This window comes from Mycolicibacterium arcueilense, from assembly GCF_058536225.1.
The window spans coordinates 136,111-150,668 of sequence record NZ_JBZTYL010000005.1 but is presented as its reverse complement, the minus strand read 5'-3'; the positions used below and the strand labels follow the sequence as shown (position 1 = coordinate 150,668).

Below are 14,558 nucleotides of genomic sequence, written 5' to 3'. Positions count from 1 at the left end.
CAGCGCGACCTTGTCTAATGCCTAGAACCGCGGATGCTGTCCAACCAGTTGGGCGCGCACACTGTCCTTGCCGCCCTTCTTCACGGTTCCCAGCGTCCAGCAGTCCAGGTGACGTGCGGTCAGAATGGCCAGCGCGCGATCGGTGTCCTCAGGGGCCACGACCGCGACCATCCCGACACCCATGTTGAACGTCTTCTCCATCTCGGCACGCTCGATGCGTCCGCGCTGGGCGATCATCTGGAACACCGGCGCCGGCGTCCACGTGCCGCGATCCAGTTCTGCGGTGAGACCGTGCGGCACCACGCGCTCCAGGTTGCCCGCCAGGCCGCCACCGGTGACGTGGCAGAACGTGCGGACCTGGGTCTCGGCGGCCAGCGCCAGACAGTCCTTGGCGTAGATGCGTGTCGGTTCCAGCAGTTCCTCGCCGAGCGTGCGACCGAACTCCTCGACGTGGCCGGCCAGGTTCATCCGGTCGATCTCCAGCAGCACCTTGCGGGCCAGGGAGTAGCCGTTGGAGTGCAGTCCGCTGGACTTCATGGCGATGATCACGTCGCCGGGGCGGACGCGGTCGGGTCCGAGCACGTTGTCGGCCTCGACGACGCCGACGCCCGTCGCGGAGATGTCGTAGTGGTCGGGTTCCATCAGGCCGGGATGTTCGGCCGTCTCACCGCCCAGCAGCGCGCAGCCGGCCTGGACACAGCCCTCGGCGATGCCGGACACGATCGCGCTGACCCGCTCCGGCACGGTGCGGCCGACGGCGATGTAGTCCTGCAGGAACAACGGTTCGGCGCCGCACACCACGAGGTCGTCGACCACCATGGCGACCAGGTCCAGCCCGACGGTGTCGTGCTTGTCCATGGCCTGCGCGACGGCGAGCTTGGTGCCCACCCCGTCGGTCGAGGCAGCCAGCACCGGCTCGCGGTATCCGCCCCGCAAGGCGAACAACCCGGCAAAGCCGCCCAGGCCACCCCTGACCTCCGGACGGGTCGCCTTCGCGGCGAGGGGTTTGAAGAGTTCGACGGCGCGGTCACCGGCTTCGATGTCCACTCCGGCCGAAGCATAGGAAATGTTGCTGTGTTCGGCGATGCCGTGCTGTTCGGCGCCCTTAGTCATCGCAAGCAAGGCTACCGCCCCGCTGTTACGGGGGTACAGCGCAGGAGGCGTTAAGGACACCTCAAGGCCGTGGCGCCGTCGGGGCTCACGACATCGGAGACGTCAAGGCCTGCGCAGTGCCGATGCGTTGTCGTTGTCGTTGTCGGGTTGCAGTGGGACACCGGTGCGCGCCGCGGTGGCCAGCATCTGCTCGACGACGTTCTTGCCCAGCGCGGTCTCGCCGGGCAACTCGATCGGGTAGTTCCCGTCGAAGCAGGCCGAACACAACCGGGTGGGGGGCTGCTCGGTGGCCGCGATCATGCCCTGCTGGGAGATGTAACCCAGGCTGTCGGCGCCGATGGCATGCCGGACGGCCTCGAGCATCTCGCCCTGGTGCTCCGCAGGCGCGGCGTTGGCGATCAGCTCGGCCGGGGTGGCGAAGTCGATGCCGTAGAAGCAGGGCCATCTCACCGGTGGCGAGGCGATCCGGACGTGGACCTCCAGCGCTCCGGCCTCCCGCAGCATGCGAACCAGTGCGCGCTGGGTGTTGCCGCGCACGATCGAATCGTCGACGACGATGAGCCGCTTGCCGCGGATCACCTCCCGCAGCGGGTTGAGCTTGAGCCGGATACCCAGCTGCCGGATGGTCTGCGAGGGCTGGATGAACGTGCGCCCCACGTAGGCGTTCTTCATCAGGCCCTGCCCGAACGGGATGCCCGATTCCTGCGCGTAACCGACCGCTGCGGGCGTTCCCGACTCCGGGACGCCGATCACCAGGTCGGCATCGATCGGGTGCTCGCGGGCCAGCCGCCTGCCGATGTCGACGCGGGTGGCGTGCACCGAGCGGCCCACCAGAGTGCTGTCGGGGCGGGCCAGGTAGACGTACTCGAAGACGCAGCCCTTGGGTTCAGGGTTGGCGAACCGGGTGGAGCGCACGCCGTCGGCGTCGATGGCCAGCAGTTCACCGGGTTCGATGTCGCGGACGAACGAGGCGCCCACGATGTCGAGCGCGGCGGTCTCGGAGGCCACCACCCAACCCCGGTCGAGGCGGCCCAGCGCCAGCGGACGCACGCCGTGCGGATCGCGTGCGGCGTAGAGGGTGTTCTCGTCCATGAAGGTCAGACAGAAGGCGCCGCGCACGGTGGGCAGTAGCTCGAGGGCGGCCTGTTCCAGCGTCGCATCGGCGGCGCCGTGGGCCAGCAGGGCACCCAGGATGTCGGAGTCCGTTGTCGCTGGAGCGGCGGCGCTCCCCCGGATCGTCATGTCGATCAGTCCGGCGGCGCGGGCCCTCGTGGCCAGTTCGGCGGTGTTGACCAGGTTGCCGTTGTGGCCGAGTGCGACGCCGGTTCCGGCAGCCGTGTTGCGGAACACCGGCTGGGCGTTCTCCCAGGTCGTAGAGCCGGTGGTGGAGTACCGGCAGTGCCCGACGGCGACGTGGCCCGGCATCGCGGCCAGGGTCTGCTCGTCGAACACCTGGCTGACCAGGCCGAGATCTTTGAACACCAGGATCTGTGAACCGTCGGACACCGCGATGCCCGCAGCTTCCTGGCCACGGTGCTGTAGCGCGTACAAGCCGTAGTAGGTGAGCTTGGCGACGTCCTCGCCGGGAGCCCAGACTCCGAATACACCGCACTCTTCGCGCGGTTCGTTTTCGTCGAGTTGCTGACCAGTCACGATAGGGCTGCTCCCGGGGCGGCGGTTGGTGACATAACCGAGTCTACGGTCCAGGCGGGCCAACAAAAGAATCGAATGGCCGGTCTGGCACCGGCTTTTGCAACAACAGGCGCCACCATCGCCATTCCCCCACCCGTTCGCCGGGGTGTGATCAGCCGGAGCCGGAACCGTCGGGTTAACCCCATCGACCCACTACATGCCAACGGCAAGGATGGATTTCGTGACGCGCCAACTCTCCGACAAGCCGGCAACCGATCCCCTCGATTCCGACGACCCGGCTCAGCCGCAACCCTGGCCGGAGGTGACGAAGATCGCATTCCGGTTCTGCTTCCTGTACTTCGGCCTGTTCTGTCTGTTGTTCGCGCAAATCACCTTCGCCTTACTGGGGATCGTGGGCCACTGGCTGCCGGATCGGGCGGTGATGTGGCAGATGACCGTCCTGGGCCCGGTGGTGACCTGGGTCGGCCGTCACGTCTTCGGCGTCGAGGCGGTGCTGCATCAGGACTCGGGCAGCGGGGACCAGGCCGCGATCTGGGTGATGATCTTCTGCCTGCTCGTGTTCTCGGTCGTCGGCGCGGCGGTGTGGTCGTGGGTGGACCGGCAGCGGCAGGACTACTCGAGGTTGTGGGTGTGGTTCCTGACGTTTGTGCGGTTGTGCGTGGCCGGGCAGATGCTGTTCTACGGATTCGCCAAGCTCATCCCGACGCAGATGCCGGCTCCGCCGCTGGCGGCGTTGCTACGCCCGTACGGCGAATTCAGCCCGGCGTCGGTGCTGTGGCTGCAGGTGGGCAGCTCCTATCCGTACGAGATGGCACTGGGTGCGGTCGAGGTTCTCGCCGGCTTGCTGCTGTTCGTGCCCCGGACCGCAACACTGGGCGCGCTGCTCGCCCTGGCCAGCATGGTCCAGGTCTTTCTGCTGAACATGACGTTCGACGTGCCGGTCAAGATTCTGTCCGGGCATCTCATGTTGATGGGCCTGGTTCTGCTGGCGCCGCAGTACCGGCGGCTGGCCGACTTCCTGGTGCTGCAACGCAACACCGAACCGGCCGCGCAACCGGAACTGTTCGCCGATGCCCGGGCCAACACCATCGCGACCCGGGTCCAGGCCGTACTCGGCATCTGGATGGTGGCCGGCTGTGTCCTGACCGGATGGCAGAGCTGGAGCGAGTACGGCGGTGGACGCGCCAAACCCGAGTTGTACGGGATCTGGACGGTGAGCCGGTTCGACGTCGACGGCAGGACGGCACCGCCCCTGATCACCGACCAGTACCGTTGGCAGCGAGTCGTTTTCGACCTGCCCGAGGTCGTGACCTATCAGCGGATGAGCGGCGAATTGGTGGACGCGCCGGTCAAGGTCGACGGAAACAACCTCACGGTGTCGGGGCCGGACGGCTCACCCCTGGCCACGCTCGCCTCATCCCGGCCGACCTCCGATCAGCTGCAACTGACTGGCACGTTGTCCGGCCGCGACGTGGCGATCTGGCTGGACCGCCTGGATCTCGACCAATTCACCCTGCGCAACCGCGGTTTCCACTGGGTGCAGGAGTATCCCTACTTCCGATGAGTCAGTCGGGTCGGTCTGCCAGCGGCACCAGCGGCAGCCACCGCGCCACTTCACCCGCCCGCGATCCCGACATCTGCACCGCGGAACCGGCTGCGTCGAGATCGAGCAGTCCGGTGGCCAGCAGCAGCCAGGTCCGCGGGTCGGTTTCCACGACGTTGGGCGGATTGCCGCGGGTGTGCCGCGGCCCTTCGATGCACTGCACCGCCACGAAGGGCGGGACCCTGACCTCGACGCTGGCACCCGGCGCCATCGCGGCCAGGGTGCGAGCGGTCAACCTGACCGCCTCGGCCAGTTCGGTGCGGGTGGGCTCCGGCTGAGTGGGTGCGCGCAGCCAGCCGGCCACGAGGGCGACCGCCGCCCTGGTCTTCTGCGGATCGACACTGCCTCGCGCGGCCATGCCATAGAGTCTCGCAAAATGTCTGCCGATCACCGAAATCCGCCGTACCGCTTGGCCGGTGCAGTGTTTCTCGCGATCATCGCGCTGCTACTGGGGTTGATCGTGGCGCAGTTCCGGGGTGCTTTCGAGCCCAGTGCCCCGCTGACGCTGCTGGCCTCGCGCGCGGGGCTGGTGCTCGATCCGGGTTCGAAGGTGACCTTCAACGGGGTTCCGATCGGGCGGGTGGGCTCGGTGAACGCCGACTCCGATCCGGTCCGGGCTCTGGTGCATCTCGACATCAACCCGAAATATCTGGACCTACTCCCGGCCAACGTACAGACCTCGATCCAGGCAACCACGGTGTTCGGCAACAAATACGTGGCCTTCACCTCACCGGAACATCCCAGCCCGCAACGTGTTTCGACCTCGACCCCGCTCGACGTCACGGCGGTCACCACCGAATTCAACACGTTGTTCGAGACGATCACCGCGATCACCGAACAGGTCGACCCGATCAAGCTGAACCAGACCTTGTCTGCCACGGCCCAGGCGTTGAGTGGGCTGGGCAGCGCCTTCGGCCAGTCACTGGCCGACGGCAACACCATCCTCGACGATCTGAACCCGCGCATGCCCGCGCTGCGCCACGACATCGCGGCACTGGCCGATCTCGGCGAACGCTATGCGGCGGCCGGCCCTGACCTGTTCGACGGCCTGGGCGACGCCGCGCGCAGTGCCGCCACCTTCAACTCCCAGCGCGGCAACCTCGATGCCGCGCTGGTCGCGGCGATCGGTTTCGCCGGAACCGGTTCGGACATCCTCGAGCGCGGCGGTCCGTATCTGCAGCGCGGTGCGCAGGACCTGATCCCGACGTCGAAGCTGTTCGACAAGTACCAGGGACAGCTGTTCTGCACCATCCGCAACTACCACGACGTCGCGCCCGCCTTCTATGCGACGTTCGGCGGCGACAACGGATATTCCTTCGAAAGCACGGGGACCTTGTCGAGCATCGGCGTGGGCAACACCTACGTGTATCCGGACAACCTGCCGCGGGTGAACGCCAAGGGCGGCCCCGAAGGTAAGCCCGGCTGTTGGAAGCCGATCACGGCCGATCTGTGGCCTGCGCCGTATCTGGTGATGGACACCGGTTTGTCGATCGCGCCGTACAACCATGTCGAGCTGGGCTCGCCGATCTTCGTCGACTACGTCTGGGGCCGTCAGATCGGTGAGCCCACGATCAATCCGTGACGGCCTTACGATCTTGATCCAGGGGATTCGGGTGAGAGGGGACTTTGTGAACGGCAGTGCGAATGCCTAAACGCGCAGTACCGGCGAGCCCCGAACCGTCCGCAACCTGGCCGCCCCCTCTGCCCGCGTGGCGCGCCCTCGGACTGTCCCTCGCACCGATCGGCGCCGCGATCTTCAACGGGGTGGCCGGCCTGTGCGCCGCGGCGATCGCGGCGGTGTTGGTCGTCGCGTTCGCCCGCCTGCACCGGTACGCGCCGCAGGCGGTGTCGACGGGTGATCTGGTCGCCGCCACCGTCGGTCCGGCGGCCGGGCGGTTCACCAGCCTCGTCCAACTGGCCGCGTATGGACTTCTGGGGGTGGGCGCCGCGCTGACTCTCGCACTGCAGCCGCTGACCGGCGCACCGGACCTGGAGACCGCGCTGGCCGGCTGGTGGTGGCCCGGTTGGTCGGTGGCCGTGGTGGTGATCGCGGGTGCGGTGGTGGCCTACCTGCCGACCCGCGCGGTGGGTGCGACGGCTGCCGCCCTGGCCGGCGTGGGCCTGCTGGTCTTCGGCTATCTGGCGCTGGCGATCATGGCCCGGGTGGCGGCGGGTACACCGCCGATGATGATGGGGAGCTCCCACGTCGATTCGGTCCTGCTGGCCACCGCGGCGGCCATCCCGCTCGGCCTCGGCCTGGTCGGTTTCGAGGCGGCGACCGTGGTGAGCGGCCGTCTGGAGTCGGTGGCGCGGCCGGTGGGCACCGCGGTGGGCGTTACGGCACTGGGCGCGGTGGTCCTGCTGGCAGCCGCCAACATCGGCGCGACCGGCGGGTTTCACAGCACCGCCGTGAACCTCTCACTGATCATCTCCGAGTACTTCGCCGATGCCGGTTTCTACTGGTTCACCACCGGAGCATTGTGCCTGGGCTCGGCTGCGTTGCTGGCCCTGATGTGGGCGGCCACCCGGGTCGCGGGACGGTTGTTCGGGTCGGGCCCGGAGGTGGCGCTCCTGGTGCCCGCGGTGATGTGTGTTCTGGCCGTGACCTTCTCCCGGTTCCAGGATTACGTCGGCAGACTGCCGGTGGTGGTCCCCGCACTGCTCCTGGTGGCGGTCTATGTGCTTGTCGCCGAGGCCAATTCGCGGGTGGATGGTTCGGCCGCGGCACAGCAGGCACCGCGGTTGATCCTGGTCGTGGTGGCGGTCTGTGTGGTGTTGATCCCGCTGCGGGTCACCGATTTCTCGATGCACACCTTGTGGCCGCTGATCGTCACGGCCGCGATCCTCGCGGTGGCAGCCCTGCTGGCACGGCTTGGCAGGCCAGTGCAGCCAGCGCGCCCGCCTCATTGATCGCCAGGTGCGCCAGCATCGGCGCGACCAGGCTCGCCGACCGCTGCGCGAGCCGGCCGAACACCCACCCGGCGACGCCGGTGACCAGCACGGTCGGAATCACGGGCTGGGCCGCGGCGCGCGCGTCGGCGATATGGGACAGCCCGAACGCGGTGGCCTGCAGCACCTGACCGCCGGCCGGGCCGAACGCTTCGGCACCGACCTTGCCGAGTGCGGCGCGGAAAGCCGCCTCCTCCGGCCAGACGGTCCCGAGCGGGATCCGCAGCAGCAACCAGCTGCCGGGCGCTGCAGGCAGGGTCTTTTCGCGCATCCCGGTGCGGACGATCGGCACCGCGGAGGTCGCGGCCACACCGGCGCTCACCGCGGTGGCGGCCGCCGCACCGAGGCGCACACCCGACCACAACGCCGGTGGCCGCAAACCTGGCCGGGCCCCGGTCCCGAACATCAACGCACTGCCGAGGACCGCGCGCACCAGCGGTTGCCACCGAGCCGGCAGCCTCGGATCGACCAGACCGTTCCATGCCACCAGGCCGGCCGCCAGCGTCACGGCGCGAACCCGACTCGCCGCCATCAGTATTCGGGGCCGTCGTCGGCCGCGGTCTTCTCCAGCGCCAGCCGGATGCGTTCGGTGTCGTCGCGCGTCCAGCCGTCCGGTGCGGCCACCGCAGCCCAGCCGTCGAGCACCGATTCGCCATAGTTGTGCCCGTGTCCGTTGGGCACGCTGGAGGCGTTGGTGATGTCGGCGGCCACCTGCCAGAACGTGATGATCGGGTACCACCGCATCGAGGCGGTGCGATCCGTCCCGGGCGGTTCGACCAGCCAATCCGGTTCGGAGAACAGCAGATCCGTCGACCACCAGATGATCGGGTCGGAAGGGTGTTGCAGGAACAGGACCCTGGTGCCCTCCCACGGCTCGGCGGCGTCGGCGGCGATCTCGGCGGCGTCGGCGGCCTCGGAGAACCGGACGGTGCGCCCGTTGTCGTAGCGGGGACGCACCTGCGGGGTGCCCGGGTCACGGCGCACGGTCAGGCCGCGCCACAGCGGGCTCGCGTTGGGCGGGCCGACCCACAGCACCGAGGAGAAGCCCATCCTGGAGATGTCGGGCAGCCAGCTGAAGGCGCCCTGCCCGGCCATGGATCCCAGGCTCTCCCCGTAGAGCACCAGCTTGGGCCGGCGCTCGGGCGGCAGTTGTTCCCAGCGGGCGTGGATCGCGTCGATCATCAACCGGCCGTTGTTCATCGACTTCTCGCGGTCGCCCATGAACGAGATCCAGCTCGGCAGATAGGAATACTGCATGCCGACCATCGCGGTGTCCCCGTTGTACATCAGTTCCAGCGCGCGGGCGGCCATCGGGTTGACCCAACCGGTGCCGGTGGTGGGGACGATCACCAGCAGCTTGCGGTCGAAGGCGTGGGTGCGCTCAAGTTCGCTGAGCAACACCGCGATCCGCTGATCGTCGGAGTCCGCGGTATGCAGGCCGGCGTACACCCGGATGGGTTCCCGCGCGGGCGCACCGTTGAGTTTCTCGAGCTCGGCGGCACGCGGGCCGGTCGCGACGAAGTTGCGGCCCTGGAATCCCAGAGAATCCCAGGCTGCGAATGACGCTGGGCTGCCCGATCTTTCGGGTTCGGAAGGTTGGCTGACGCCTTCACGGGTGGTGGAGTTCTGCGGCTGGAACACCCGACTGGCCCCGGCCAGGAACCCACGGTAGAGCACACCGTTGACGAGCGTGACGACCAGCACCACCACGATGGCGGTACCGATGAACTGGGCCACCTCCCGGTGCAGATGCCAGCGGCGGATGAACACCTTGGCCAGCAGTCGCACGAAGTCACGCAGCATCCGCGCCGTGGCGATCAACCCCGCCGCCACCGCGACCGCGATGATCAGGGTCCGCAGATAGCCCGCCGTGGCCGGGCCTTCCATGCCCATCAGAGCCGAGACCTGTCGTTGCCAGGCCGCCGCGGGAATCAGCATCAGGATCGATGCCGTGATCGCCCCGGTCACGACAACCACCTTGAGGCCGAGCAGCACCCGCTTACCCGGGGGCCACCATGCCCTGCGCCGTAACACGAAGCGGTACAGCGCTTTCCCCAACAGGACCCCGATGCCGTAGCCGATCGCGGCGTTGATGCCGCCGATCAATCCGGCGAACAGCCAATCGCGCGGCAGCAGCGACGGAGTCAGCGAGAGACAGAAGAACAGGGCTCCGACGGCGATGCCGGTGAAGTCCAGTCGCACCAGGCTCCAGGCCCAGCGCAGCAGAGGATGACGTTCGTCGAGGGTTTCCCCCGTCACCCGAACAGCCCGGGCAGCACGCCCTCCGACGTGCTCCGTAGCTCCGCGAGCGAAATACTGAACTGTCCTTGGACCTCGATCGAATCGCTTCCCTGGTCCACCACGCCGACCCGGGTCACCGGCAGGTCCCTGGCCTCACACATAGACCGGAACCGGCTCTCCTCGGTGCGGGGCACGGCCACCAAGACCCGGCCGGCGGACTCGGAGAACAGTGTCACAAAAGGATCGGCGCCTTCCGGAAGGATTACCCGGCAACCGGTTTCACCGGCCAGCGCAGCCTCGACCACGGCCTGGATCAGCCCGCCCTCGGACAGATCGTGGGCGGCCGAGATCAGGCCGTCGCGCGAGGCCGCGGTCAGCACCTCGGCGAGCAGCTTCTCGCGGGCCAGGTCCACCTTCGGCGGAACCCCGCCCAGATGATCGGCGGTGACCTGCGCCCAGACCGAGCCGTCGAACTCGTCGTGGGTGTCTCCGAGCAGCAGCAGCGTCTCGCCCGGTTCGGTACCCAGGCCGGTGGGGATGCGTCGCTTGACGTCGTCGATCACGCCGAGCACGCCGACCACCGGGGTCGGCAGGATGGCGGTCGAACCGGTCTGGTTGTAGAAGCTGACGTTGCCACCCGTGACCGGAATGCCAAGGGCCGCACAGCCATCAGCCAGCCCCCGGACGGCCTGGCTGAACTGCCACATCACCCCCGGGTCCTCGGGGGACCCGAAGTTGAGGCAGTTGGTCACCGCGACCGGGGTGGCCCCGGTAACCGCGACGTTGCGGTAGGCCTCGGCCAGCGCCAGCTGCGCGCCGGTGTACGGATCGAGCTGGGTGTAGCGGCCCGACGCGTCGGTGGAGACCGCGATGCCGCGGCCGGTGGTCTCGTCGATGCGCAGCACGCCACCGTCGGCATGCTCGGCCAGCACGGTGTTGCCGCGGACGTAGCGGTCGTACTGCTCGGTGATGAACGCCCGGCTGCACAGGTGCGGGCTGCCGATCAGCGCCAGCAGGGTGGCTTTGAGCTCGTCGCCGGTCTTGGGCCGCGGCAGGTTCGCCGAGGTGTCGGCGACCAGGGCGTCCTGGGTGTCGGGGCGGGCCACCGGCCGCTGGTAGACGGGGCCTTCGTGGGCCACGGTGCGCGGCGGGACGTCCACCACGGTGTCACCGTGCCAGGTGATCTCCAGCCGGTCCCCGTCGGTGACCTCGCCGATCACCGTGGCCAGCACGTCCCACTTACGGCAGACGGCCATGAACGCCTCGACATTCTCCGGCGTCACCACGGCGCACATGCGTTCCTGCGACTCACTGGAGAGCACCTCGGCCGGGGTCATGTCCTTGGCCCGCAGCGGCACCTGATCCAGCTCGATGCGCATGCCGCCATCACCGGCAGACGCGAGTTCGGATGTGGCACAGGACAATCCGGCTCCGCCGAGGTCCTGGATACCGACCACCAGGCCGGCGGAGTACAGCTCAAGGCAACACTCGATGAGCACCTTCTCGGTGAACGGGTCGCCCACCTGAACGCTCGGCAGCTTCTTGCGGCCACTGCCGCTCTCGTCACCGGAGAAGGTGTCCGATGCCAGCACCGAGACACCGCCGATGCCGTCCAGGCCGGTGCGCGCACCGAACAGGATGATCTTGTTGCCGGTACCCGAGGCGAACGCCAGGTGCAGGTCTTCCTTGCGCAGCGCACCGACACACAGCGCGTTGACCAGCGGATTGCCCGCGTAGGAGGGGTCGAAGATCGTCTCGCCGCCGATGTTCGGCAGGCCCAGCGAGTTGCCGTAGCCGCCGACCCCGCGGACCACACCGTCGAGCACGCGGCGGGTGTCCGGCGCGTCGGCCGCACCGAAGCGCAGCTGATCCATGACCGCCACCGGCCGGGCGCCCATCGCCATGATGTCGCGGACGATGCCGCCGACGCCGGTCGCGGCGCCCTGGTAGGGCTCGACGTAGGACGGATGGTTGTGCGATTCGACCTTGAAGGTGACCGCCCAGCCGTCGCCGATGTCGACGACGCCGGCGTTCTCGCCGATGCCGGCCAGCATGCCGGCGCGCATCTCGTCGGTGGTCGTCTCGCCGAAGTAGCGCAGGTGCACCTTGGAGGACTTGTAGGAGCAGTGTTCGCTCCACATCACCGAGTACATGGCCAGCTCGGCATCAGTGGGGCGGCGACCCAGGATCTCGCGAATCCGCTCGTACTCGTCGTCCTTGAGACCGAGTTCGCGGTACGGCTGGGGCTGATCAGGGGTGGCGGCTGCCCGCTGCACCGTGTCGATAGCGTGGGTGAGCTCAGACGTCACGCCCATAAGTCTATCGTTGCCGCTCGCGCACGCCCGACCAGGCGATTGCCGGCTGCGCCTCGACCCGCCCCCGCGGCGGCATACTCAGCGCATGCGAAAGCTCGGGCCGAAGGTGTGGCTAGCCATTCTCGGTGTCGTGTTGGCGCTCGGCATCACGTGTTGCCAGTTCAGGGGCTCGTGGTCGGCCGGCTTGATCGACAATGTCTTGAAAAGTCAGCCCGGCGTCACGTTCGTCACACACACCGTCTCGAGCAACAGCGGGTTCGGGGTCCGCACCGCCAGCTTCGAGGTCTACGTCAGCGCCGATGCCACCACTGACCAACTGTCGGTGCTCGGTCGCACCATCGCCGACCAGATCCACGGATCGCTGGTGTACGGCGGGCTGGGCGCCAGCGTCTATGTGAGACGTTCAGCCCCGTCCTTCCCTACCCAATCAGGCTCCACGATGTATCTGAGCTTCGCACCGTCGAAGACCACCCCGGAACCGCCGTGGCAGGACTGGCTCAAACTCTCGCGGGGCGACTACGCGCACGAGATCACCGGATCGGCATCCCCCGACGGCGCCCGGCGACCGGCGAACACCAGCCTGACGGTGACCCTGCGCAGTCTCGACCACTGGTCTACGCCGCTGAGCGCTACGGAGTTCGCCGCCTCGGTTCGGAGGCTGATGACCGATTTTCCGGACTCGACCGCGGACTGGGCGGTCTTCGACGCGGACACGAACTCTGCACCGGGCATCCGTTCCGACCACGGCCTGCCCAGTCCGGAACAGCTGTCTCTGTGGGAGGCGCTCGATCAGCTGGCGCCGACCAAAGGGGGGTTCGACCTGAAACCGCCACGCGTGTCCATCAAGGACGTGCCTGCCGGCGCCGACGGGGATCGCGTTGCCATCGGCCAACTTCAGCTCATCAGGAACTCGGGACTGCCCGCGGTGTACGAAATCGATGACGCACAGATCACCGTCCGTCCCGGCGGTTGTTCCAAGGATGCCCGGGAACCCCAGCCGCGGACACCACCGCTGACGGAGCTGCAGACCAGGCTGCGCGCCCAGTTCGAGAGCTGCCCGCAATGACGCGGCGGCGAGTGGGTTCAGACCTCACGTGACCGGTTTCACCTGCGATTTCGCATAGGCGCGGGCAGCCGCCGGTGCGCCCGCTCCGTGCAGCACAACGCTGCCAAGGACCGCCACCACCAGTACCTGCGCGACCGTATGTTCCGCCACACCTTCGAGGGCATTGAAGGCCAGCAGTCCGAACACGATCGACGGAGTGCCACGCGGCCCGAGCCCGCCCAGCAACAGCCTCTCGCGCCAGCCCAGAGACGAGCCGACCATCGACAGCAGCACCGCGGTCATACGCACCAGGGTCAGAGCGAGCACGCAGAACACCACGATCCCCCACGGCACGCCGTAGCCGAGCGCCAGCACCGCCGTGAGCCCGAACACGAACCACATCACCGAGGCCAGCAGGAATCCGAGATCGTCGACGAGCTCGAGCTCGGCGGCGAAGGTCGGCGAGTTCCGGAAGTAGTTGAACGCGATGCCACAGACGAAAGCGGAGACGAAGCCGTTGCCACCCACGCCGAGACTGGCGCCGAACGACAACAGCGGAGCCGTCACCAGGATCAGTCGCTTGGCTTGACCGGTCATCAGGCTGCGGCGTTCGGCATTGTTGGTCGCGATGGCCAGAACGGCGCCGACGACCGCACCGACCAGCAGCGCCTTACCTGCGTCGGGAACGGCCCGGGCCAGGGCGTCGAGCGGGGTCTCGGCATCGGTGCGATCGGAGGCCAGCACCAGCGCGAAGATGAACACCGGCGACACGATGCCGTCGTTGTATCCGGCCTCGACGGTCAACAGGCCGCGGACCCGCTCGGGTATCCGGGTATCGCGCAGCAGCGACGACGTCGGCGCGAAATCGATCGGCACCACCACGCAGGCGATCACCAGCAGCACCGCCCACGACAGGCCCGGCATCAGCCACAACCCCAGTAGCACCGATGCGGCCAGACCCAGTGGCATCGCGATGAACAGCAGCCGCAGCGCCGACCGCGGATCGGCACCGAGATACCCGCCGCGGACATCGGTGGCGTCGACGAAAAGCAGTACCGCAAGGATGATCTCGGCGACGTGCTGGGCCGTGACGGCATTCAGCGTCGACGCCAACGCGTCCTGGGTGGTGAAGCCGACCGCGATCCCGACCAGTACCAGCACCATCGGCGCCGTCAGCCGTAGCCGCTCGAAGCCACGCGAGAAGAGCGACCACCCGGCCAGCACCACCGAGACCGCGACGAGCGACAACAGCATGGCCGGAATCCTGCCAGCTACCGGCGGTTAACCGCCCGCGATACAGAACGCGTTGCCGGCCGGGTCGCTGAGTACGACCCAGTTGAACTCCTCGCCGAAGTTGTGCCTGCCGGTTTCGGTGGCGCCGAGGCCCACCAGCCTGGCTACCTCGGCTTCCATGTCCGCGGCGTGGAAGTCGAGGTGTACGCGGTTCTTGCCCGGCGTCGGGTCGGGTACCCGCTGGAAGCCAAGATTCGGGCCACCGTCGCGCTGCACGAGCACGAATTCACCTGGCGCATAGGCATTCACAGAACCGCTGACGGCCCGCGCCCACCAATCGGCGAGTGTGTCCGGGTCCGCGCAGTCGAACGTGATCATTTCCACCGAGAGCGTCATGGCGCCGACC

General features: G+C 68.0%; 12 protein-coding genes. 4 read left to right on the top strand and 8 right to left on the bottom strand.

Annotated elements, in window-relative coordinates; all coding sequences use genetic code 11:
* Positions 1–21: 21 nt before the first annotated feature.
* Positions 22–1,113, bottom strand: coding sequence for a phosphoribosylformylglycinamidine cyclo-ligase (gene purM, locus AC4LGL_RS01685; protein ID WP_055117713.1), 1,092 nt, complete (start codon positions 1,111–1,113; stop codon positions 22–24).
* Positions 1,114–1,215: 102 nt separating this feature from the next.
* Complete coding sequence (gene purF, locus AC4LGL_RS01680) at positions 1,216–2,766, bottom strand: amidophosphoribosyltransferase (protein WP_491837331.1); 1,551 nt, start codon at positions 2,764–2,766, stop codon at positions 1,216–1,218.
* Between the two features lie 211 nt (positions 2,767–2,977).
* Between purF and AC4LGL_RS01675 the strand changes: the two genes are divergently transcribed.
* A complete protein-coding gene (locus AC4LGL_RS01675) occupies positions 2,978–4,330 on the top strand; it encodes a DoxX family protein (protein ID WP_491837330.1) in 1,353 nt (450 codons plus the stop codon).
* 1 nt (position 4,331) lies between these two features.
* On the opposite strand, the gene AC4LGL_RS01670 is transcribed toward AC4LGL_RS01675, so the two are convergent.
* The gene (locus AC4LGL_RS01670; protein ID WP_491837329.1) at positions 4,332–4,727 is read right to left on the bottom strand and encodes a sterol carrier family protein; all 396 of its coding nucleotides are present in this window, start codon (positions 4,725–4,727) and stop codon (positions 4,332–4,334) included.
* An 18-nt stretch (positions 4,728–4,745) separates the two neighbouring features.
* Here AC4LGL_RS01670 and AC4LGL_RS01665 point away from each other — a divergent pair, with 18 nt between their 5' ends.
* A complete protein-coding gene (locus AC4LGL_RS01665; protein ID WP_491837328.1) occupies positions 4,746–5,951 on the top strand; it encodes an MCE family protein in 1,206 nt (401 codons plus the stop codon).
* Positions 5,952–6,013: 62 nt separating this feature from the next.
* Positions 6,014–7,279, top strand: a complete 1,266-nt coding sequence (locus tag AC4LGL_RS01660; protein WP_491837327.1) for a hypothetical protein — start codon at positions 6,014–6,016, stop codon at positions 7,277–7,279.
* Here AC4LGL_RS01660 and AC4LGL_RS01655 read toward each other — a convergent pair.
* Genes AC4LGL_RS01655 through purL form a run of 3 tightly spaced genes read right to left on the bottom strand, consistent with a single transcriptional unit; the run spans position 7,200 to position 11,868 of the window.
* On the bottom strand, positions 7,200–7,850 hold the full coding sequence (locus AC4LGL_RS01655) for an Rv0804 family intramembrane glutamic endopeptidase (RefSeq protein ID WP_055117726.1): 651 nt from the start codon (positions 7,848–7,850) through the stop codon (positions 7,200–7,202). The genes AC4LGL_RS01660 and AC4LGL_RS01655 overlap by 80 nt on opposite strands.
* Positions 7,850–9,577, bottom strand: coding sequence for an alpha/beta hydrolase (locus AC4LGL_RS01650; RefSeq protein WP_491837326.1), 1,728 nt, complete (start codon positions 9,575–9,577; stop codon positions 7,850–7,852). Before AC4LGL_RS01650 ends, AC4LGL_RS01655 begins: the two co-directional genes overlap by 1 nt.
* Positions 9,574–11,868: a phosphoribosylformylglycinamidine synthase subunit PurL gene (gene purL, locus AC4LGL_RS01645; RefSeq protein WP_491837325.1), complete on the bottom strand. Its 2,295-nt coding sequence runs from the start codon at positions 11,866–11,868 to the stop codon at positions 9,574–9,576. Before purL ends, AC4LGL_RS01650 begins: the two co-directional genes overlap by 4 nt.
* A 91-nt stretch (positions 11,869–11,959) precedes the next feature.
* On the opposite strand from purL, the gene AC4LGL_RS01640 reads away from it, so the two are divergent.
* Positions 11,960–12,940, top strand: coding sequence for a hypothetical protein (locus AC4LGL_RS01640; RefSeq protein WP_491837324.1), 981 nt, complete (start codon positions 11,960–11,962; stop codon positions 12,938–12,940).
* A 24-nt stretch (positions 12,941–12,964) separates the two neighbouring features.
* Here the strand turns inward: AC4LGL_RS01640 and AC4LGL_RS01635 are convergent, their stop codons facing one another.
* Positions 12,965–14,173: a cation:proton antiporter domain-containing protein gene (locus tag AC4LGL_RS01635; RefSeq protein ID WP_491837323.1), complete on the bottom strand. Its 1,209-nt coding sequence runs from the start codon at positions 14,171–14,173 to the stop codon at positions 12,965–12,967.
* 27 nt (positions 14,174–14,200) lie between these two features.
* Complete coding sequence (locus tag AC4LGL_RS01630) at positions 14,201–14,548, bottom strand: VOC family protein (protein ID WP_055117733.1); 348 nt, start codon at positions 14,546–14,548, stop codon at positions 14,201–14,203.
* Positions 14,549–14,558: the final 10 nt, after the last annotated feature.

Bases quoted from the DNA above. Each gene is read 5' to 3' on its own strand.
- purM (WP_055117713.1), bottom strand. From the start codon at position 1,113: ATGACTAAGGGCGCCGAACAGCACGGCATCGCCGAACACAGCAACATT.
- AC4LGL_RS01675 (WP_491837330.1), top strand. From the start codon at position 2,978: ATGGATTTCGTGACGCGCCAACTCTCCGACAAGCCGGCAACCGATCCC.
- AC4LGL_RS01670 (WP_491837329.1), bottom strand. From the start codon at position 4,727: ATGGCCGCGCGAGGCAGTGTCGATCCGCAGAAGACCAGGGCGGCGGTC.
- AC4LGL_RS01665 (WP_491837328.1), top strand. From the start codon at position 4,746: ATGTCTGCCGATCACCGAAATCCGCCGTACCGCTTGGCCGGTGCAGTG.
- AC4LGL_RS01660 (WP_491837327.1), top strand. From the start codon at position 6,014: ATGCCTAAACGCGCAGTACCGGCGAGCCCCGAACCGTCCGCAACCTGG.
- AC4LGL_RS01655 (WP_055117726.1), bottom strand. From the start codon at position 7,850: ATGGCGGCGAGTCGGGTTCGCGCCGTGACGCTGGCGGCCGGCCTGGTG.
- AC4LGL_RS01640 (WP_491837324.1), top strand. From the start codon at position 11,960: ATGCGAAAGCTCGGGCCGAAGGTGTGGCTAGCCATTCTCGGTGTCGTG.
- AC4LGL_RS01635 (WP_491837323.1), bottom strand. From the start codon at position 14,173: ATGCTGTTGTCGCTCGTCGCGGTCTCGGTGGTGCTGGCCGGGTGGTCG.
- AC4LGL_RS01630 (WP_055117733.1), bottom strand. From the start codon at position 14,548: ATGACGCTCTCGGTGGAAATGATCACGTTCGACTGCGCGGACCCGGAC.